This window comes from Cellulomonas endometrii (genome assembly GCF_949769265.1).
GTDB lineage: Bacteria > Actinomycetota > Actinomycetes > Actinomycetales > Cellulomonadaceae > Cellulomonas > Cellulomonas endometrii.
This window is the reverse complement of the sequence record NZ_CATKPC010000026.1, coordinates 20,712-40,792: the sequence shown is the minus strand read 5'-3', so window position 1 is coordinate 40,792 and position 20,081 is coordinate 20,712. Positions and strand designations below refer to the sequence as shown.

Genomic DNA, 20,081 nt, shown 5'->3' with positions numbered 1-20,081 from the left:
GGGTCAGTCCTGCTTCGCCGGCGCCTCGGGGTCCTGCGGCTGCTGCGGCGGCTGGGGCGCGAGCTGGCCGTACCGCGGCTCGGCGGGCGGCTGCGGCGCGAGCTGCCCGTAGCGCGGCGGGGCGGGCGGGGTCGCCGGCTGGGCCTGCGGCGTCCCCGGCGTGGCCTGCGGGTGGGCGGCGGCCGGGTCCGAGGGGCGCACGCCGACGGGCGACGCGGGCGGCGGCACGGGCGTCGCGGCACCGACCCGCACACCGCCGACCTCGCGGAGCAGCTGCCGGGCGTCGTGGGCGCGGTCGGACTGGCACAGCACCGCGTACTGGGACGCGACGATCTGGCTCTGCGACGTGAAGTCCCGCTTGCCGCGGCTGGTGGCGTACACGAGCACCGCGAGCAGCAGGCCGGCCGCGCCGCCGAACAGCACGGCGGCGAGCAGGATCCCCTGGCTGCCGCCCGCCATGAGGAACAGCAGGCCGATGAACACGCCGAACCAGGCACCGGAGCCGAAGCCGCCGACGGCCACGCGCGCGTACGTGAGCCGGCCGGTCACCCGCTCGACCATGCGCAGGTCCGTGCCGACGATCGTGACGAGCTGCACCGGGAACTGGTGGTCCGAGAGGTGGTCCACCGCCTTCTGCGCCTCGAGGTAGGTGCCGTAGGACGCGACGGTCTCGCCCTGCGGCAGCGTGGGGGTGTTGGGGACGCGGGCACCACCGGTGAACGACATGCCCCCATCCTCGCCCCCGCGGGCGCGCGTTGGCCAGGCGTCACCCCCTGTACGCAGGGAGTTCATGCGCAGCTCCCAGGACGTGCCCAGCCGCCGCGGACGTGACGTCGGCCACGCGGACGGGCGCGCGCCCGGCGCCGACCCGGCGTCTACGCTGACCCCCGTGAGCGGACCCGGGACCCGAGTGTTCGTCGCGCGCCTCGCCGGAACCTCCGTCTTCGACCCGATCGGCGACCAGGTGGGGCGGGTGCGCGACGTCGTCGTGCTGCTGCGCCCCAAGGGCGCCCCGCGCGCCGTCGGGCTCGTCGTGGAGGTGCCCGGGAAGCGGCGGGTGTTCGTGCCCCTGACCCGCGTCACCGCGATCGACGCCGGGCAGGTGATCTCGACCGGCCTGGTGAACATGCGGCGGTTCGAGCAGCGCCCGTTCGAGACGCTGGTGGTCGGCGAGCTCTTCGACCGGACCGTGCAGCTCGCGGACGGCACGGGCACCGCCACGGTCGAGGACGTCGCCCTGGAGCGGCAGCGCAACGGCGACTGGCTGGTGTCGAAGGTGTTCGTCCGCAAGCACCGCCCCGGCCGCACGGGGCTGCTGCGGCGGCGCGGCGAGGCGGAGCTCCTGGACATCGACGAGATCGCCGGGCTGGCCCGCACCGCCGCCGACGCGCAGGGCGCCGCGCTGCTGCTCGCGCAGTACGACGGGCTCAAGCCCGCCGACCTCGCGGACGTGCTGCACGACATGGGGACGACCCGGCGGATGGAGGTCGCCACGGCGCTCGACAACGAGCGGCTCGCCGACGTCCTGGAGGAGCTGCCCGAGGACGACCAGGTCGCGATCCTGTCGAGCCTGGAGCGCACCCGGGCGGCGGACGTCCTGGAGGCCATGCAGCCCGACGACGCGGCCGACCTGCTGGGTGAGCTGCCCGACGACCAGGCCGCCGAGCTGCTCGAGCTGATGGAGCCCGAGGAGGCGCGCGACGTCCGCCGGCTGCTGGCGTACGAGGACAACACCGCCGGCGGCCTGATGACCACCGAGCCGGTGGTCCTGGGCCCGGAGACGCCGATCGCCGCGGCCCTCGCGCACGTCCGCCGGCGGGACCTCACGCCTGCGCTCGCGTCCATGGTGTTCGTCGTGCGGCCCCCGCTGGAGACGCCGACCGGCCGGTTCATCGGCGTCGTCCACCTGCAGCGGCTGCTGCGCGAGCCCCCGCACGAGGCGATCGGCACGCTGGTCGACACCGACATCGACCCGGTGCTGGTCGACGCCCCGCTGCTCGCGGTCACCCGCCGGATGGCCACCTACGACCTGCTGGCGATCCCGGTCGTCGACGCCGAGCGCCGGCTGCTCGGTGCGGTGAGCGTCGACGACGTGCTGGACCACCTGCTGCCCGAGGACTGGCGCGAGACCGACGAGGAGGAGCACCCCACCGGTGCGGTCCCCGCGGCCCCGCAGCCGCTCGCCGACCGCGCGGGCGCCCGGCACGTCGGACCCGCCCCGAGGGGAGGCCGGCGTGGCTGAGCGCCTCGACACCCCGAAGGCCGCCCGCCGGACGTTCCTGCCCAAGCTGCAGGAGGACGCGTTCGGCAAGGTGTCCGAGGGCATCGCCCGGTTCATGGGCACCCCGCGGTTCCTGCTCTGGCTGAGCCTGTTCTGCGCGGTCTGGCTGGTGTGGAACTCGTGGGGCCCGGAGGCCCTGCGGTTCGACAAGGCGGCGAACGGCTTCACCGCGCTGACCCTGATGCTGTCGCTCCAGGCGTCCTACTCCGCCCCGCTGATCCTGCTCGCGCAGAACCGGCAGACCGACCGGGACCGCGTGCAGGCCGAGCAGGACCGGCAGCGGGCCGAGCGGAACCTCGCGGACACCGAGTTCCTGGCCCGGGAGATGGCCGCCCTGCGCATCGCGCTGTCGGAGGTCGCCACCCGTGACTTCGTCCGCTCGGAGCTGCGCAACCTGCTCGAGGAGCTGGTGGAGGAGCGCGAGGCCGCGGCCGGTGAGGACGGCGACGGGCTCGACCGCCCGGAGCGGGCCGACCGCCCCGACCGCACCGACCGCACGGACCGGCGGGAGCGCACGGACCGCACCGAGCGGCGCGACCGCACCGACCGGCCGGAGCTCCGCGGGCGCGCCTGACGGTCACGGGCGGTCCTCGGCCCCGGGGTCCCGGGGGGTGCGCCCCGGCGCGCACCTACGATGGACGACATGCCGCCCGTCCTGGACACCCGTGACCCCGAGGCCGTCGCCGCCGCCGTGCGGGAGGCCCTCACCCGGGTGATCGACCCCGAGATCCGCCGACCGATCACGGACCTCGGCATGGTGCGCTCGGTGGACGTCGACACGGCGGCCCCGGAGGGCGCCCACGTCACGGTCGGCATCGACCTGACGACGGCCGGCTGCCCCCTGCGCGACACCATCACGAAGGACGTCACCGCCGCGGTGCAGGCCGTCGAGGGCGTCGCGGAGGTGCGGATGGCGCTGGGCGTGATGAGCCCCGAGCAGCGGGCGGCGCTCACGGAGCGGCTGCGCGGCGGCCCCGAGCCCGTCATCCCGTTCAGCAAGCCCACGTCGCTGACCAAGGTGTTCGCGGTCGCGTCCGGCAAGGGCGGGGTCGGCAAATCGTCCGTCACCGCGAACCTCGCCGTCGCGATGGCCGCGGACGGCCTGCGGGTCGGGGTCGTCGACGCGGACATCTACGGCTTCTCGATCCCGCGCATGCTCGGCGTCACGCAGCCCCCCACGCGCGTGGACGAGATGCTGCTGCCGCCGATCGCGCACGACGTCAAGGTCATCTCGATCGGCATGTTCGTCCCGCCCGGCCAGCCGGTGGTGTGGCGCGGGCCGATGCTGCACCGCGCGCTGCAGCAGTTCCTGTCCGACGTGTTCTGGGGCGACCTGGACGTGCTCCTGCTGGACCTGCCGCCCGGGACCGGCGACATCGCCATCTCGGTGGCGCAGCTGCTCCCGGGCTCCGAGCTCGTCGTGGTGACCACCCCGCAGCTCGCCGCGGCGGAGGTCGCGGAGCGCGCCGGGTCGATCGCGACGCAGACGCGGCAGGGCGTGGTCGGGGTCGTCGAGAACATGGCGTGGCTCGAGCAGCCGGACGGCAGCCGGCTCGAGCTGTTCGGCTCCGGCGGCGGGACGCGCGTCGCGGACGGGCTGTCCCGGTCCACGGGCACCCCGGTGCCGCTGCTGGGGCAGGTGCCGCTCGACATCCGGCTCCGCGAGGCCGGCGACGGCGGGACGCCCGTCGTGCTGACGGACCCCGACTCCCCCGCGGCGCAGGCGCTGCGCGGTGTGGCCCGCACCCTGGCGGCCCGCTCCCGCGGCCTGGCGGGGAAGTCGCTGGGGCTGACGCCCGTCGGTCGGTAGGACCGCTCGCACGGGAGGACCGCTCGCGCGGGAGGGCCCCGACGGCCGTGTCGGTGGTCGGCGGCAGCATGGGACCGGTCGCCCCACCCCCGTCGAAGGAGCCGCCGTGCGCGTCGTCGTCAGCACCCCGTCCGGTCGCGTCGGGTCCCGCGTCGCCACCCTGCTGGTCCAGGCCGGCGAGCGCCCGGTGCTGCTCGCCCGCGACCCCGGCCGCCTGGACCCGGCGCTCCGCGAGGCCGCCGACGTGGTCCCCGTCGACCTGACGGACGCGGACGCCGTCGTCGCGGCGACCGCGGGGGCCGACGCGATCCACTGGGTGAGCCCGTCGGTCCCGGCCGACGACCCCGTCGAGGCGTACGCGGGGCTCGGCGCGGTGGTGGCGCGCGCGGTGCGCGAGAACGGCATCGGACGGGTCGTCCACCAGAGCAGCGTCGGGGCGGAGGCGCGGCACGGCGTCGGCGAGATCGACGGGCTCGGCCGCGTCGAGGAGCTCCTGGACGCCACGGGCGCGTCGGTGACGCACCTGCGCTGCGGGTACTTCTTCACGAACCTGCTGTTCGACGTCGCGGGCCTGCTGCGCGGGACGCTCACCACGACGTTCCCGCTGGACCGGCGCCTCGCGTGGGTGGACCCGCGCGACGTCGGGGACGTGGCCGCGGCGCGGCTGCTGTCGACGGCCTGGTCCGGGCGGCACACGCAGGGCGTGCACGGCCCGGAGGACCTGTCGTTCGCCGAGGCGGCGTCGGTGCTCGCGGACGCGCTCGGCCGGCCGGTGCGGGCGGTGCGCATCACGGACGCGGAGGCCGCCGCGCCGCTGCGCGAGCTCGGCCTCACCGACGCGCAGGTGGACGGCATGGTCGGGATGCTGCGGGGGCTGCGTGACCTCACCCCGCAGGACGGCCGGTCGGTGCGGACGACCACGCCCACGACGCTCGCCGCCTGGGCCCGGACGGTGCTGCGCCCCGCGGTCGACGCGGCCCCGGGCTGAGCCGGCACGCACGCGGCCGGCCGGCTGCGTGCTGGTGCGCGCGTGTTGGTTCGTGTGCGGTCGTGGTGGATACTGTCGCGGTGCTCGCGAGTCAACGGCAGGACCGCATCCTCGCGGAGGTGCGTGCCCACGGGGCGGTGCGGGTCGCCGACCTGGTGGAGCAGCTCGACGTCTCCGAGATGACGGTCCGCCGGGACATCACCGAGCTCGACCGTGCCGGGCTCGTGCGGCGGGTGCACGGCGGCGCGGTCGCCCCCGACGGCGCCGGCCGCCCCACCGACGAGCCCGGGTTCGAGGCGAAGAGCTCGTGGTCGACGGACGAGAAGGAGGCGATCGCCGCGCTGGCCGCCGCGACCGTCGAGCCGGGCCAGGCGATCGCGCTGTCGGCCGGGACGACCACGCACCTGCTCGCCCGGCGCATCGCCGCCGACCCGGGCCTGCGGCCGCTGACCGTCGTGACGAACTCGCTGCCCGTGGCCGGGACGCTGCACCGCGCGACCGCGGGCGCCGGTGCCCTCGACGTCATCCTCACCGGCGGCAGCCGCACCCCGTCGGACGCGCTGGTCGGGCCCGTGGCGGACACCGCGCTGGCCACGCTCCGGGTCGACCGCCTGTTCCTCGGCGTGCACGGGCTGGACGAGTCCGGTCTGATGACCCCGAACCTGGCGGAGGCCGCGACCGACCGGGCGCTGCTGCACTGCGCGGCGGCCGTCACCGTGCTGGCCGACCACACCAAGTGGGGCGTCGTCGGGCTCGCCCGGATCGCCGCGCTGGAGGAGGTCGACGTGCTGGTCAGCGACGCCGGGCTGCCCGAGCCGGCCCGTGCCGTGCTCGCCGACGCCGGCTGCACGCTGCTGGTGCCCGCCCCCGACCACGACCCGGCCCGCGTGCCGGCCGAGAACCCCGTGTCCCGTCACCCAGGAGGTACCCCATGAACGCCCCGACGAACGCCCCCGTGTGGGTGGGTGCCTGGGAGCCCGCCGACGGCGCCGCGCGGGTGCGCCAGCTGTTCGCCGACCGGTTCGGCGCCGAGCCGGACGGCACCTGGTCCGCTCCCGGCCGCGTGAACCTGATCGGCGAGCACACCGACTACAACGGCGGGCTGTGCCTCCCGTTCGACCTCCCCCACCGGACCTACGTGGCGGTGCGCCGCACCGACGGCGACGCCGTCCGGCTGGTGTCCGCGCAGGAGTCGACGGGCGTGCGCGAGGTCGCGCTGTCCGAAGTCGCGCCCGGCACGGTCAGCGGCTGGCCGGCGTACGTCGTGGGCGTCGCCTGGGCGCTGCGCGAGGCGGGGCACCAGGTCGGCGGGTTCGACATCGCGGTCGACTCCTGCGTGCCCTACGGCGCCGGGCTGTCGTCGTCCGCCGCGCTGGAGTGCTCGGCGGCGGTCGCGCTGGACGCGCTGTTCGGCCTGGGGCTGGCCGGCACTTCCGAGCAGCCGGACGACGCCGGGCGGGCCGTCCTGGCCGAGGCCTGCATCCGCGCGGAGAACGAGATCGCCGGCGCCAGCACGGGCGGCATGGACCAGTCGGTGTCGCTGCGCGGCCGCGCGGGCCACGCCCTGCTGCTCGACACGCGCGACGGCTCCGTCCGGCACGTGCCGTTCGACCTGACCGCCCACGACCTGGCGCTGCTGGTCATCGACACCAAGGCCGAGCACGCGCTGGTCGACGGGCAGTACGCCGCCCGCCGGGCCGCGTGCGACGAGGCCGCCGCCCGGCTCGGCGTGAGCACCCTGCGGGAGATCGACCCCGACCGGCTCGGCGACGCGCTCGCGACGCTCGCCCACGGAACGGGCGCCGTCGGCGAGGGCTCGCACGACGCCGAGGTGCTCGTGAAGCGCGTGCGGCACGTGGTCACGGAGATCGCGCGCGTCGAGGAGTTCGTGGCGCTGCTCGACGCCGACCGCGTCGAGGAGGTCGGCGGGGCCATGGACGCGTCGCACGCCTCCCTCCGCGACGACTACGAGGTGTCGTGCCGCGAGCTGGACGTCGCGGTCGACGCCGCGCGTGCCGCGGGAGCCCTCGGGGCGCGGATGACCGGCGGCGGGTTCGGCGGCTCGGCCATCGCGCTGGTCCGCGCCGGTGACGTCGACGCGGTGGCCGCGGCCGTCGCACGGGCGTTCGAGGACGAGGGCCTGCACGCCCCGGCGTTCCTGGTGGCGGTCGCGAGCGACCCCGCGGCCTGACGGCGGGCGCCGGCCGGGCCGCTCAGCCGGCGCCGGCCGCGCCGCCCCCGCGCGGGAGGCGGCCCGCGTCCTCGTGCAGCGCGAACAGCAGCGAGTACGGCGTGCCGTCCGGCGTCGGCCGGCGCTCCGCCAGCTCGGCGAAGAAGCCGTCCACGCGGGACATCAGCTCCGCGTGCTCCGCGTCGCTGAGCCGGACGCCGAGCCGGGTCATCCGCACCGACGCGGGATCCGCCTCCGCGACCTCCTCCAGGAACGTCCGGAGCATCAGCTGCCACTTGCCCGGGAAGTCCGGCGACCGCCACGACTTCCCCGTCGCGCGGTAGGGCACCTCGCGCGAGCCGCGGGCACCCCGCCGGACCGGCTCCGCCGCGAGGTACTCGCGGTCGACCAGCGTGCGCACGTGGTGCAGCACGGTCGCGGGGTTCCGGCCCAGCCGCTCGGCGATCTCGCGGTTGGTCAGCGGCTCGTCCAGGCACAGGCGCAGGATCCGCAGGCGGGTCGACGACGCGAGGGCGCGCGCGTCGGCGTCGGCGTCGCGGTCGGCGTCGGCGTCACGGTCGGCGTCGGCGTCGCGGTCGGCGTCGGCGTCGGCGTCGCGGTCGGCGTCGGCGTCGGCGTCGGCGTCGCGGTCCGCGTCGTGGTGGGCGGCACCGTCGACGGCGGCACCGCTGTCGGTCGTCATGCCCCGATCGTAGCCACTGATTGACTTCCCCCAATCAGTGGCCCCACGCTGGCCCCATGACCTCCGCCCCGGGCGCCCCCGCGGGTCCCCGCGGCTCGCTCGCCCGGCACCCGGACTTCCGCCGCCTGTGGCTCGGCGACGCCCTGGGTCAGCTCGGCGCGCAGCTGAGCATCCTCGCGCTGCCGGTGCTCGCCGTGCGGGAGCTCGGCGCCACCGAGTGGCACATGGGGCTGCTCACGGCCGCGGAGACGGCGGCGTTCCTGGTGATCGGGCTGCCCACCGGCGCCTGGGTGGACCGGATGCGCAAGCGGCGGGTCCTGGTCGTCGCCGACCTCGTGCGCGCCGCCGTCCTCGCGACGGTCGTCGCGCTCGCCCTGAGCGGGCACGCCTCGATGACCCTGCTCTACGCGGGCGCGCTCGTGATGAGCGTGGCGACGGTGTTCTTCGACGTCGCGCACCAGTCGTACGTCCCCGGGCTCGTCGGTCTGGACCACGTCGGCGAGGGCAACGCGAAGCTCCAGGCGACCCAGTCGGTCGCGGCGGTCGTCGCACCGGCGCTCGGCGGGGCGCTGCTGCGGGTCGTCGCGCCGCCGTCCGTGCTGGCGGTCAACGCCGTGACGTACCTGCTCTCCGCGGCGTCGGTCCACCGGATCCGGCAGGTCGAGACGCTGCCGCCCGTCGAGGGCCGGCGCCCGCTCCGGGAGGAGATCGCCGAGGGCCTCCGGTTCGTGCTGCACCAGCCGCTGCTCCGCCGGATCGTGGCGTGCACCGCGCTCGGCAACCTGTTCTCCGGCGTCTCGGGCGCACTGCTGGTGCTGTACGCGCTGCGGGACCTCGGGCTCGACGCGGCGCAGTACGGCACCGTCGTCTCGGCCTCCGCCGTGGGCGGGCTCCTGGGGGCGCTGACCGCGGACCGGCTCGCGCGCCGCGTCGGCGAGGCCCGGATCATCCCCCTCGCGGCGCTGGCGTTCGCACCCGGTGCCGCGCTCGTCCCCCTGGCCACCGTGCTGCCCCTGCCGCCGCAGGCCGTGCTGATCGCAGGCGGGGTGCTGTTCTGGGGCGCGGTCGTCGTCTACAACGTGGCGCAGGTGAGCTTCCGGCAGCGCATCTGCCCGCCCGCCCTGCTCGGGCGGATGAACGCGTCGGTCCGGTTCGTCGTCTGGGGGACGACGCCCGTCGGCGGGCTGCTCGGCGGCTGGATCGGGCACACGTGGGGCGTGGTGCCGGCGCTGTGGGTGGCGGCCGCGGGCACCGCCGTCGCGGCGCTGCCGGTACTCGCGTCCCCGCTGCTGCGGATGCGCGACCTGCCGGGGGCGCCGGCGCCGGCCGACGCGCCCACGGCCGGCTGAGTCACCCGCGGGCCGAGCCCCTCAGACGTCGTAGGTCACGACCACGGGCGCGTGGTCGCTGAACCGCGCGTCGTACGTCGCGGCGCGGTCGATCGCGACGCTGCGCACCGTGTCCGCGAGCCCGGGCGTCGCGAGCTGGTAGTCGATCCGCCAGCCGGAGTCGTTGTCGAACGCCTGCCCGCGCCAGGACCACCACGTGTACGGCCCGGGGCCCTCGCCGCCGTGCTCGCGGCCGAGGTCCCGCCAGCCCTGCTCGTCGAACCAGGTGTCGAGGTACGCGCGCTCCTGCGGCAGGAAGCCCGCCGACTTCAGGTTGCCCTTCCAGTTCTTGATGTCCGCCTCGCGGTGGGCGATGTTGAGGTCCCCCGCGACGACGGCGTGCTGGTCCTCGCCCGCGAGCTCGGCCATCCGCTTCGTCATGACGTCGAGGAAGGCGTACTTCTCGTCCATCTTGGGCGTGCCCGCCTGGCCGGAGTGGACGTAGGCCGACACGACGGTGAGCAGCCCGCCGCCCGGCAGCTCCAGGTCGGCCTCCACCCAGCGGCCGCTGTCGGACGGGACGCCGGTGCCGATGCCGATCCGCACGGCGCGCATGGGCAGGCGGGACGCGATCGCGACGCCCGCACGGCCCTTCGTCTCGCTCGCCTCGTGCGCGAGGCGCCACTCCTGCGCCGACAGGTGGTCGCCGAGGATCTCGTCGGACGCCCGCACCTCCTGCAGCAGCAGGACGTCGGGCCGCCGCTGCTCGATCCACTCCCCCATCCCCCGCTTGAAGGCGGCACGGATCCCGTTCACGTTCGCAGTCGCTACCGTCAGCACGCGGACCATCCAACCCCATGCCACCGACACGCGGTCCGTCAGCCGCGGCCCCCCAGCCGGCCCCGGGCCCGCTCCACCAGCGCGGCCACCCCGTCGAGCATCATCCGCAGCGCGAGGTCCGGGTCGTCCCCCTCCCCCGGCTCGTCGGAGGTGTCGTCGAACGCGCCCGCCGCGACGGCCTCGGCGAGCGCCGGGTGCCGCTCGGGGTCCACGACCGCCCGCAGCACCGTGGCGTAGTCCAGCAGCGCGGGGTGCGTCGCCTCGTCGGCCCGCGGCGCGGGGTCGCCGTCCGCCGCCTCCGCCGCCGCGCGGGCGGCCCGCTCGGCCGTCGTCCGCGCGGCCACGACCTGGCTCTCGCTCAGCACGTGCAGCGACAGGTGCCCGACGACGGCCGTCCGCTCCGCCCACGTCAGCGGGGTGCCCTCGAGCGCCCGGAGCCCGCGCTCGAGGAACGCGACCCGGGCGGGACCGGGCAGCGACGCCGTGACCGGGGCCTGCACCGACCACGGGTGCAGCTGCGCGAGCGCCAGCTGGTCGTGGCACCACCGCTCGAGCGCCGTCCGCCAGGGCGGGACGCCGGGGGCCGCCGGGAGCTCCGAGGCCGCCCGCTCGGCCGCGTCGACCGCCTCGCCCAGCGCGGTCTCCATCATCAGCGCCAGCAGGTCGTCCTTGCTCGACACGTACCGGTACAGCGCCATGGTGGTGACGCCGACCCGCTCGGCGACGCGCGCCATGGACGCGGCGGCCAGACCCTCCGCGTCCGCGAGCGCGACGGCGGCCCGGGCGATGCCGGCCAGCGTCAGTCCGGGGCGGGGGCCGCGGCGGCCGACGGGCGCGGGGCGCCAGAGCAGCGCGAGCCCCGGCGGCAGGTCCGGCGGGGCGTCCGGGCCCGGCTCCTCGACCGCCCGGGCGCGCAGGCGCGCGCGCTCCACCTGGCGGGCGGCGCGCTGCGCGGCGAGGCCGGCGTCGAGCGCCGCCTTCTCCGCCTCGAGCTGCGCACGGTCCGCCTCGCGCTCGACCTCGCGCACCTGCCGGTCCTGCTCGGCGCGACGACGGTCCGCGTCCTTCCCGGCCGCGCGCTCGGCCTTCTCCCGCTCCCGCCGCGCCTTCTCCGCCTCGCGGACCGCCTTCTCGCGGTCGCGCTCGGCACGTGCGGCCTCCTTGGCGGCCGCCTGCGCCGCCTTCTCGCGGTCCTTGCGCAGGGCCTCGGCCTGCCGGCGCGCGTCCTCGGCGTCGCGGCGGGCGACCGGGTCGAGGTCGCCGGCCGGGTGCTGCTGGTCCATCGGGACTCCTTGACCTCCGGGCTCGGAACTGTGTACAACATACACACCACGACATCCGTGTACGACGTAGACAGAAAGGAGTCGGCGATGGACGACACCCCGATGATCCGGACGCGGGGCCTGCAGAAGGCCTTCGGCGCGACCCCCGTGCTGACCGCGGTCGACCTCACCGTGCCGCGCGGGCAGGTCCTGGGCCTGCTCGGGCCCAACGGCGCGGGCAAGACCACCACGGTCGAGATCCTCAGCACGCTGCTGCGCCCCGACGGCGGGACCGCGACCGTCGCCGGCCACGACGTCGTGCGCGAGCCCGAGCGGGTCCGCGAGACGATCAGCCTCACCGGCCAGTACGCCGCCGTCGACGAGCTGCTGACCGGGCGGGAGAACCTGCGGCTGATGGCCCGGCTCGCCCACCTCCCGCGGGCGGCGGACCGGCGACGCGCCGACGAGCTGCTCGAGCTCTTCGACCTGGTGGACGCCGCCGACCGGCTCGTGCGGACCTACTCCGGCGGGATGCACCGCCGCCTGGACCTCGCGGTCAGCCTGCTGACGCGCCCGCAGGTGATCTTCCTCGACGAGCCGACGACCGGCCTCGACCCGCGCAGCCGCGCGGACCTGTGGGAGGTCGTCCGCGACGTCGTGGCCGGCGGCGCGACCGTGCTGCTGACCACGCAGTACCTCGACGAGGCCGACGCGCTCGCCGACAGGGTCGCGGTGCTGGACCGCGGCCGGGTGATCGCCGACGGCACCGCCGCGGAGCTCAAGCGCCAGGTCGGCGCCGCGCACGTCGAGCTGCAGCTCGCCGACGGCCGCACCGAGCGCATCGCGACCGACGCCTCCGTCCCGGACGTCCGCCGCATCCTCGCCGACGTCGAGCGACGCGCCCTGCCCGTCGAGACCTGGCGGGTCGCGGTGCCGACCCTCGACGACGTGTTCCTCACCCTCACCGGCCACCACGCCGAGCAGGCGGCCCCCGCGGCCGCCGTCGACGCGCAGGCCCTGCTCGCCCGGGAGGCGTCATGACCACCACCCTCGCCCCGTCCGCGCCCGCGCGGGTGACGGTCCGGCCCCCGCTGGGCGGCTGGGCCCTGCAGGACACCGCGGCCATGATCGGCCGCAGCCTGCGCCGGTCGACCCGCACGCCCGACACCCTGATCATGGGGATCGCGCTGCCGGTCATCCTCATGCTGCTGTTCGTCTACGTGTTCGGCGGCGCGATCCGGACCGGCCAGAGCTACGTCGACTACGTCGTGCCGGGCATCGTCCTGCTGTGCGCCGGGTACGGCGCCGCCACCACCGCGGTGTCCGTGGCCTCCGACATGACGGGCGGCCTGATGAACCGGTTCCGGACGCTGCCCGTGCGGCCGGTCGCCGTGCTCACCGGGCACGTCGTGGAGTCGGTGGTGCGCAACGCTGTCTCGACCGCCCTCGTCGTGGCCGTCGCGTACGCCGCGGGGTTCCGGCCGACGGCGGGCCTGTCCGAGTGGCTCGCCGTGTCGGGGGTCGTGCTGCTGTACGTGCTCGCGCTGACCTGGACCGCGGTGTGCATCGGCATGGTGGCGTCCGGGCCCGAGGCGGCCAACGGGTTCACCTTCGCGATCATGTTCCTGCCGTACGTGTCCAGCGCGTTCGTCCCGCCGGAGTCGATGCCCCGGGTGCTCGAGGTGGTCGCGACGTACCAGCCGGTGACCCCCGTGACCGACACGGTGCGGGCCTGGCTCACCGGCGCCCCGGGCGGGCAGCCGGTGGTCGCGCTCGCCTGGTGCGTCGGGCTGCTGGTGGTCTCCCGGCTGACCGCCGCCTGGCTGTTCCGCCGGCGCGCCGCACGCTGACGGCCCACGGCCCGCCCGCGGTCGTCCCCAGGCTCCGGCCGCGGGGGTGACCGCGGGCGGTTTCGGGTGGTGGGATGGGGGCAGCACGCACCCCCCGACACCGAGGACCAGCACCGATGGCCGTACCGGGCACCGCCACGCACGACGGCTTCGCGGCCGCCGCCGACCGCCGCACGGTCGCCGACCTGCGCGCCGGGGGCGGCATCAAGTGGACGACGTTCCCGGATCAGATCGGCGCGTTCGTCGCGGAGGCCGACTTCGGCACCGCCCCGGAGGTCCGCGCCGCGCTGCGCGAGGCGGTGGACGCCGAGCGGTTCGGCTACCTGCCGCCGCCCGTCGTCGACGCGCTCTCCGAGGCGTTCGCCGGCTGGGCCGGCCGGCGGTACGGGTGGGCGGTCGCGCCCGAGCGGGTGCGGCCGGTCGCGGACGTGATGGCCGCCTTCCGCGCGACGGTCCGGCACTACACGGCCCCGGGGTCGACGATCGTGCTGCCGACGCCCGCGTACATGCCGTTCCTCACCGTCCCCGCCACGCTCGGGCGCCGCGTCGTCCAGGTGCCCCTGGTGCGCGACGGCGACCGGCTGGTGCACGACCTCGACGGGATCGGCCGGGCGCTGGCCGACGGCGGCGGGCTCATCGTGCTGGTCAACCCGCACAACCCGACCGGCCGCGTGCTCGACCGCGACGAGCTGCTGGGGATCGCGCACGTCGCCGACGCCCACGGTGCCCGGGTGTTCGCGGACGAGATCCACGCGCCGCTGGTCTACGCGGGGCGCCGGCACGTCCCGTACGCGTCCGTCGGCCCGGTCGCCGCCGGCCACGCGATCACCGCGGTGTCGGCGTCGAAGGCGTGGAACGTGCCGGGCCTGAAGTGCGCGCAGCTCGTGCTGAGCAGCGACGCCGACGCCGAGCGCTGGGCGGGGCTCGCCGAGGAGTACGAGGAGGGCGCCTCGATCCTCGGCGCCGTGGCGAGCACCGCCGCGTACACGCACGGCGGCCCGTGGCTCGACGCCGCCCTCGACTACCTCGACGGCAACCGGCGGCTGCTCGGCGAGCTGCTGGCGGAACAGCTGCCCGCCGTCCGGTACACCCCGCCGGAGGGGACCTACCTGGCGTGGCTGGACTGCCGCGCCCTCGGGCTGGGCGACCGGCCCGCGGAGCGGTTCGCCGCGGCGGGCGTCGCGCTCACCGACGGGCCGGCGTGCGGCGCGGCCGGCGCCGGCTTCGCCCGGTACACCCTCGCGACGCCCCGCCCCGTCCTGCGCGACACCGTCGCCCGGCTGGCCGCCGCCGTCGCGTCGGGCTGACCGCCCGCGGCCGCACCCACCGCTCGCCCCGACACCCGCCCTCGCGAGGAGGACCGATGTCCGTCCCACCCCCGGCCACCGCCGACCCGGGCGCCCGCCCGGACGCCGGCGCCGTGCCGTCCGGCAGCGCCCTGACCGTCGAGACCGCCGGCGTCGACATCATCGCCGACCGCGACCGCAAGGGGACGCCGCGGCAGCTGTTCTGGCCCTGGTTCGCCGCGAACGTCTCCGTGCTCGGGCTGTCCTACGGCGCCTGGGTGCTGGACTTCGGCGTCTCGTTCACCCAGGCCGTGATCGCGAGCGTCGTCGGGATCGTCTTCTCGTTCCTGCTGTGCGGCGTCGTCGCGCTCGCCGGCAAGCGGGGCTCCGCGCCGACCATGGTCCTGTCCCGGGCCGCCCTCGGCGTGCAGGGCAACCGGGTCGCCGCGGTGCTGTCCTGGCTGCTGACCGTCGGCTGGGAGACGATCCTCACCGCCCTCGCGACCCTGGCCACCGCGACGGTCGTGGAGGCGCTCGGCTGGGGCGGCGGCTCCGGCGTGCAGGTGGTGGCCCTGGTCGTCGTGGCCGCGCTCATCATCGCCGGCGGGGTGTTCGGCTTCGACCTCATCATGCGGATGCAGACCGTCATCACGGTCGTCACCGCGGTGCTCACCGTCGGCTACGTGCTCCTGGTGCTCGACCACGTCGACCTCGACGCCGTGACCTCGCTGCCGTCCGGCACCGCGCAGGCGTTCATCGGGGCCCTGGTGTTCATGATGACCGGCTTCGGGCTCGGGTGGGTCAACATGGCCGCCGACTACTCCCGCTACCTCCCCCGGCACACCTCCGGGCGCGGGGTGGTCGGGTGGACCACGTTCGGCGCCTCCCTCGCGCCGGTGCTGCTGGTCGTGTTCGGCCTGCTGCTGGCGGGGTCCGACGCCGAGCTCCGCGCGGCCATCAGCGGCGACCCGATCGGCGCGCTCACGACGGTGCTGCCCACCTGGTACCTGGTGCCGTTCGCCGTCGTCGCGGTGCTCGGCCTGATCGGCGGCGCCGTCCTCGACATCTACTCGTCGGGGCTGGCGCTCGTGTCGACGGGCCTACCGATCACGCGGCCGGTCGCGGCCGGCATCGACGGCGTCATCATGGTGCTCGGGACGATCTACATCGTCTTCGGCTCCGACACGTTCTTCGGCGTCTTCCAGGGCTTCCTCATCACCCTCGGCGTCCCGATCGCCGCCTGGGCGGGGATCACGCTCGCCGACGTCCTGCTGCGGCGCCGGGACTACGACGACCTCGACCTGTACCGCCCGGCCGGCCGGTACGGCCGAGCGCCCGCGGTGCCGCTGACCCTGCTGGCGCTCGGCACCGTCCTGGGGTGGGGGCTCGTCACCAACGCGTCGGCCGGCTGGCTGACCTGGCAGGGCTACCTGCTCGGACCCGTCGGCCTCGGTGGCAAGGAGGGCGCCTGGGCGTACGCGAACCTCGGCGTGCTCGTGGCGCTGGTCGTCGGCTTCGCCGGCACCGTGCTGCTCCGCCGCGGGGCGGTCCGCCGCCAGGAGTCGCTGCCGCCGTCCGGCCCGGGCGCACCGACCACCACCGGGGCGGTCCGGTGACGGGTCGCAGCGTCCTGGTCGTCGTCGACATGCAGCCCGTGTTCGCGGACGACGGCAGCCCCTGGGCGGCGCCGAGATTCGGCGAGGCGCTGCCCGTGGTCCGCTCGCTCGCCGAGGCCGCCGGCCCGGAGCGGACGGTCTTCACGCGGTTCGTGGCGCCCGAGCGGCCCGAGGGCTCGTGGGTCCCGTACTACGCGGAGTGGCCGTTCGCCCTGCAGCCGCCGGACGCCCCCGCCTACCGCGTGGTGCCCGCCCTGGAGGACCTCGCGGCCGTGTCGCCCGTCGTCACGGCCACGACGTTCGGCAAGTGGGGCGCCGATCTCGCCGCACACGTGCGGCCGGGCGACACGATGCTGCTCGTCGGCGTCTCGACCGACTGCTGCGTCCTGTCGACCGCCCTGGCCGCGGCGGACGCCGGGGTGGCGGTCCGGGTCGTCGCCGAGGGCTGCGCGGGGTCCGACGACGCCGCGCACACGCGGGCGCTCGACGCGATCCGGCTGTACGCGCCGCTCGCCGACGTCGTCGACCTCACCACCGCGCGGGCGGTGCTGGCCACCACCACCTGAACCGGTCCCGCCGCGACGGGCAGGACTCCGCTCGGCCCCCCGAACCGTGACGAGGGGACTCACCGTGCCCACGGTGGTCACCGTGCCCCGGAGCGACCCCACCGGACACCTCCGCCAACCGTGACCACCGCAGTCACCGTGCCCCGCGGGCAATCCGCCGGACACCTCCGCGAACCGCGACCACCGCAGTCACCGTGCCCCGCAGCGACCCCGCCGGACACCTGGGCGAACCGTGACCGCCGCGACCACCGCGACCACCGCAGTCACGGCGGTCACCGTGGTCGCACTCCCCGGAAGCCGACCGCAACCCCTGGAGCCACCGTGGACACGCGCGGGTCGCCCAGGAGGTGACGCGAACGCCCCGAGAGCGACCCGTGATCGAGTCGCCCCCGGGGCGGTGTCGTCCGTGGTTCAGGCCAGGCGCTCGGCCGTCTCCACCACGTTGGCGAGCAGCATCGCGCGGGTCATGGGCCCGACGCCGCCGGGGTTCGGCGACACCCACGCGGCCACCTCGGCCACGCCGGGGTCGACGTCCCCGACGATGCGGCTCTTGCCGTCGCTGTCCGTCACGCGCGAGACCCCGACGTCGATCACCACGGCCCCCGGCTTCACCAGGTCGGCGGTCACCACGCCGGGCACGCCCGCCGCCGCGACGATGACGTCCGCGTTCCGGGTGTGCTCGCCGAGGTCCACCGTGCCGGTGTGCGTCAGCGTCACGGTCGCGTTCACGGCGCGGCGGGTCAGCAGCAGGCCGATGGACCGGCCCACGGTCGTGCCCCGGCCGATGACCGTGACGTCCGACCCGGCCAGCTCGATCCCGTGCCGCGTGAGCAGCTCGATGATCCCGCGGGGCGTGCAGGGCAGCGGCGACGTGATGTCGTCGTTGACCCGCAGCACCAGCCGGCCCAGGTTCGTCGGGTGCAGGCCGTCGGCGTCCTTGTCGGGGTCGACGAGCTCGAGCACCCGGTTGGTGTCGACGCCCCGCGGCAGCGGCAGCTGCACGATGAACCCGGTGCAGGCCGGGTCCTCGTTCAGCCGCCGGACCGCGGCCTCGATGTCCTCCTGCGTCGCGTCGGCGGGCAGGTCCTCGCGGATCGAGGCGATGCCGACCTCCGCGCAGTCGCGGTGCTTGCCGGCGACGTAGGACACCGAGCCCGGGTCCTCCCCCACCAGCAGCGTGCCGAGCCCGGGGCGGACGCCCCGCGCCGCGAGCGCGTCGACCCGCTGCTTGAGCTCCGCCTTGATGGTGGCGGCCGTGGCCTTGCCGTCGAGCGTGCGTGCCGTCATCGTCGCTCCCCGCTCAGTACTGCTGGAGGCCGGGGTACAGCGGGAACGCGTCGGCCAGCTTGGCCACGCGCGCCCGGAGCGCCTCGACGTCGGCCGAGGCGCCCGCCACCAGCGCCGTGGCGATGATGTCCGCGACCTCGGTGAACTCGGCGTCCCCGAACCCGCGGGTGGCGAGCGCCGGGGTGCCGATCCGCAGGCCCGAGGTGACGCGCGGGGGGCGCGGGTCGAACGGCACGGCGTTGCGGTTCACGGTGATGCCGACGTCGTGCAGGAGGTCCTCCGCCTGCTGGCCGTCCAGGGACGAGCTGCGCAGGTCCACGAGGACCAGGTGCACGTCGGTGCCGCCGGTCAGCACGGACACGCCCGCGGCGGCGACCTCCGGCGCGACGAGGCGCTCGGCGATGATCCGTGCGCCGTCGATCGTGCGCTGCTGACGGTCCTTGAACTCCTGGCCGCCGGCGATCTTGAACGACACGGCCTTGGCGGCGATGACGTGCATGAGCGGGCCGCCCTGCTGGCCGGGGAACACGGCGGAGTCGATCTTCTTGGCGTACTCCTGCTTGCTCAGGATGAAGCCGGACCGCGGGCCGCCGATCGTCTTGTGCACGGTCGACGAGACGACGTCCGCGTACGGGACGGGCGACGGGTGCAGCCCCGCGGCCACCAGGCCCGCGAAGTGCGCCATGTCGACCCACAGCTTCGCGCCGACCTCGTCGGCGATCTCCCGCATCGCGGCGAAGTCGAGGTGCCGCGGGTAGGCGGACCAGCCGCCGATGATGACGGCCGGGCGGTGCTTGAGGGCCGCCTCGCGGATCGCCTCCGGCTCGATGAGGAAGGTGTCCGGGTTCACGCCGTACGCGCCGACGTCGTAGAGCTTGCCGGAGAAGTTGATCTTCATGCCGTGCGTCAGGTGGCCGCCGTGCGCGAGCTCGAGGCCCAGGATGCGGTCGCCGGCGTTGGCCAGGGCGTGCAGCACGGCCGCGTTGGCGGTCGCGCCGGAGTGGGGCTGGACGTTGGCGTGCTCGGCGCCGAACAGCTCCTGGGCGCGGGAGATCGCCAGGTTCTCGGCGATGTCGACCTGCTCGCAGCCGCCGTAGTAGCGGCGGCCCGGGTAGCCCTCGGCGTACTTGTTCGTCAGCACGGAGCCCTGCGCCTGCAGGACGGCGCGCGGCACGAAGTTCTCGCTGGCGATCATCTCGAGCGTGCCCTGCTGGCGGGCCAGCTCCCCGTCCAGGACGGCGGCGATCTCGGGGTCGACCTGCGACAGGTTCTGGTCGAGCAGCGGCGTGTTCTCGGCGCTCATGCGTCTCCTCGGCAGTCGGCGTGCGCGGTCTGTCGACCGCACACCGATGGTGTGGGGTGACCGCGGGGCCCAGGCGTCCGACCCGACGTCGTGCTGCTGCGTCGCTCCCCGGTGGTGCCCCACCTGTGCGCCAGTCGCGACCCCGTCAGCCTAGCAACGTCACCGGGCACCGCGGGGAGGCGTCCGCCGGTCGGTCGCCTCAGGCGGACTCGGCGGTCTCGTCGTCGCCCAGGATCCGCCGCAGGTACGCGTACGTGAGGTCGCCCACCGTCTGGTCGTGCTCGTGGGTGTAGCCGTGCTTCTCGTACAGCGCGAGGTTGTGCACGGAGTCCCGGCCGGTGAACACCCAGATCTCCTCCACGTCCTCGGGCAGGTGCGGGAGGATCGCGAGCAGCAGCCGGGTCCCGATGCCGTGGCCCTGCTGGTCGGGCGCGACGGCGAACCGGCCGAGTGTCGCCTTCCTGCCCTCCAGCACCACCCGGATCGAGCCGACGAGCCGGTGACCGGCCCACGCGCCGAGCGTCACGACGCCCTCGGCGGCGAGGTCGGCGCGCAGCTCGCTGAGCGTCTGGGTCAGCGGCGGGATGTGCGGGTCGTCGTACTGCTGCGCCTCGGTGACGAACGCGGCGCGGCGCAGCGTCAGCAGCTCCCCCGCCTCGGCGTCGACGACGGGTCGGATGGTCACCTCGGTCTCGCTCATGCCCCCATCGTCTCAGCCCCTGCGCGGGCTCGACCACTCACAGGTCCCATCACCCGGGTGAACGGCCGCAGTACGGTCGCCACCGGCACGC

The 20,081-nt window shown here is 75.7% G+C and carries 19 protein-coding genes and 1 riboswitch; of the genes, 12 read left to right on the top strand and 7 right to left on the bottom strand.

All coding sequences use genetic code 11. From position 1 onward, the window contains the following. Window positions 1–3: 3 nt before the first annotated feature. Window positions 4–726 (bottom strand): YflT domain-containing protein, encoded by a 723-nt coding sequence (locus QNH85_RS18790; protein WP_282948852.1) that lies wholly within the window; start codon window positions 724–726, stop codon window positions 4–6. Between the two features lie 163 nt (window positions 727–889). On the opposite strand from QNH85_RS18790, the gene QNH85_RS18785 reads away from it, so the two are divergent. The 6 genes from QNH85_RS18785 to galK all read left to right on the top strand — a co-directional run bounded on the left by QNH85_RS18785 (window position 890) and on the right by galK (window position 7,270). Next, on the top strand, window positions 890–2,242 hold the full coding sequence (locus QNH85_RS18785) for a magnesium transporter MgtE N-terminal domain-containing protein (RefSeq protein WP_213280980.1): 1,353 nt from the start codon (window positions 890–892) through the stop codon (window positions 2,240–2,242). Next, window positions 2,235–2,855, top strand: a complete 621-nt coding sequence (locus QNH85_RS18780) for a DUF1003 domain-containing protein (protein WP_282948850.1) — start codon at window positions 2,235–2,237, stop codon at window positions 2,853–2,855. The genes QNH85_RS18785 and QNH85_RS18780 overlap by 8 nt, the downstream gene beginning before the upstream one ends. Before the next feature lie 69 nt (window positions 2,856–2,924). Then, window positions 2,925–4,091, top strand: coding sequence for an Mrp/NBP35 family ATP-binding protein (locus QNH85_RS18775; protein WP_213280978.1), 1,167 nt, complete (start codon window positions 2,925–2,927; stop codon window positions 4,089–4,091). A 106-nt stretch (window positions 4,092–4,197) separates the two neighbouring features. Then, window positions 4,198–5,079 carry an NAD(P)H-binding protein gene (locus QNH85_RS18770; protein ID WP_282948848.1) on the top strand — a complete coding sequence of 294 codons (882 nt, stop codon included), beginning with the start codon at window positions 4,198–4,200 and terminating at the stop codon, window positions 5,077–5,079. A gap of 62 nt (window positions 5,080–5,141) precedes the next feature. Further along, complete coding sequence (locus tag QNH85_RS18765) at window positions 5,142–6,014, top strand: DeoR/GlpR family DNA-binding transcription regulator (protein ID WP_428830438.1); 873 nt, start codon at window positions 5,142–5,144, stop codon at window positions 6,012–6,014. Beyond that, the gene (gene galK / locus QNH85_RS18760; RefSeq protein WP_282948846.1) at window positions 6,011–7,270 is read left to right on the top strand and encodes a galactokinase; all 1,260 of its coding nucleotides are present in this window, start codon (window positions 6,011–6,013) and stop codon (window positions 7,268–7,270) included. Before QNH85_RS18765 ends, galK begins: the two co-directional genes overlap by 4 nt. 22 nt (window positions 7,271–7,292) lie before the next feature. Here the strand turns inward: galK and QNH85_RS18755 are convergent, their stop codons facing one another. Then, a complete protein-coding gene (locus tag QNH85_RS18755; RefSeq protein ID WP_282948844.1) occupies window positions 7,293–7,952 on the bottom strand; it encodes an ArsR/SmtB family transcription factor in 660 nt (219 codons plus the stop codon). Between the two features lie 56 nt (window positions 7,953–8,008). On the opposite strand from QNH85_RS18755, the gene QNH85_RS18750 reads away from it, so the two are divergent. Further along, complete coding sequence (locus tag QNH85_RS18750) at window positions 8,009–9,301, top strand: MFS transporter (protein ID WP_282948842.1); 1,293 nt, start codon at window positions 8,009–8,011, stop codon at window positions 9,299–9,301. Window positions 9,302–9,322: 21 nt separating this feature from the next. Here QNH85_RS18750 and QNH85_RS18745 read toward each other — a convergent pair whose 3' ends face one another. Both QNH85_RS18745 and QNH85_RS18740 read right to left on the bottom strand, forming a co-directional pair. After that, window positions 9,323–10,120, bottom strand: coding sequence for an exodeoxyribonuclease III (locus QNH85_RS18745; RefSeq protein ID WP_282948840.1), 798 nt, complete (start codon window positions 10,118–10,120; stop codon window positions 9,323–9,325). Window positions 10,121–10,158: 38 nt separating this feature from the next. Continuing rightward, complete coding sequence (locus QNH85_RS18740) at window positions 10,159–11,403, bottom strand: TetR/AcrR family transcriptional regulator (protein ID WP_282948838.1); 1,245 nt, start codon at window positions 11,401–11,403, stop codon at window positions 10,159–10,161. Between the two features lie 87 nt (window positions 11,404–11,490). Between QNH85_RS18740 and QNH85_RS18735 the strand changes: the two genes are divergently transcribed. The 5 genes from QNH85_RS18735 (at window position 11,491) to QNH85_RS18715 (ending at window position 16,700) form a co-directional block, all read left to right on the top strand. Next, window positions 11,491–12,423 (top strand): ATP-binding cassette domain-containing protein, encoded by a 933-nt coding sequence (locus tag QNH85_RS18735; RefSeq protein ID WP_282948837.1) that lies wholly within the window; start codon window positions 11,491–11,493, stop codon window positions 12,421–12,423. Then, window positions 12,420–13,232 (top strand): ABC transporter permease, encoded by an 813-nt coding sequence (locus QNH85_RS18730; RefSeq protein ID WP_282948836.1) that lies wholly within the window; start codon window positions 12,420–12,422, stop codon window positions 13,230–13,232. The genes QNH85_RS18735 and QNH85_RS18730 overlap by 4 nt, the downstream gene beginning before the upstream one ends. Window positions 13,233–13,348: 116 nt before the next feature. After that, complete coding sequence (locus QNH85_RS18725) at window positions 13,349–14,539, top strand: MalY/PatB family protein (protein WP_282948835.1); 1,191 nt, start codon at window positions 13,349–13,351, stop codon at window positions 14,537–14,539. A gap of 56 nt (window positions 14,540–14,595) precedes the next feature. Further along, on the top strand, window positions 14,596–16,134 hold the full coding sequence (locus QNH85_RS18720) for a purine-cytosine permease family protein (protein WP_282948834.1): 1,539 nt from the start codon (window positions 14,596–14,598) through the stop codon (window positions 16,132–16,134). Continuing rightward, a complete protein-coding gene (locus QNH85_RS18715; RefSeq protein WP_282948832.1) occupies window positions 16,131–16,700 on the top strand; it encodes a cysteine hydrolase family protein in 570 nt (189 codons plus the stop codon). The genes QNH85_RS18720 and QNH85_RS18715 overlap by 4 nt, the downstream gene beginning before the upstream one ends. Window positions 16,701–17,111: 411 nt before the next feature. On the opposite strand, the gene QNH85_RS18710 is transcribed toward QNH85_RS18715, so the two are convergent. The 3 genes from QNH85_RS18710 to QNH85_RS18700 form a co-directional block, all read right to left on the bottom strand. Beyond that, window positions 17,112–17,987 (bottom strand): bifunctional methylenetetrahydrofolate dehydrogenase/methenyltetrahydrofolate cyclohydrolase, encoded by an 876-nt coding sequence (locus QNH85_RS18710; protein WP_282948831.1) that lies wholly within the window; start codon window positions 17,985–17,987, stop codon window positions 17,112–17,114. Window positions 17,988–18,000: 13 nt separating this feature from the next. Continuing rightward, the gene (gene glyA / locus QNH85_RS18705; RefSeq protein ID WP_282948829.1) at window positions 18,001–19,290 is read right to left on the bottom strand and encodes a serine hydroxymethyltransferase; all 1,290 of its coding nucleotides are present in this window, start codon (window positions 19,288–19,290) and stop codon (window positions 18,001–18,003) included. 60 nt (window positions 19,291–19,350) lie between these two features. Then, window positions 19,351–19,438, bottom strand: a riboswitch (ZMP/ZTP riboswitch). A gap of 51 nt (window positions 19,439–19,489) precedes the next feature. Next, window positions 19,490–19,990, bottom strand: coding sequence for a GNAT family N-acetyltransferase (locus tag QNH85_RS18700; protein ID WP_282948827.1), 501 nt, complete (start codon window positions 19,988–19,990; stop codon window positions 19,490–19,492). Between the last annotated feature and the right edge of the window lie 91 nt (window positions 19,991–20,081).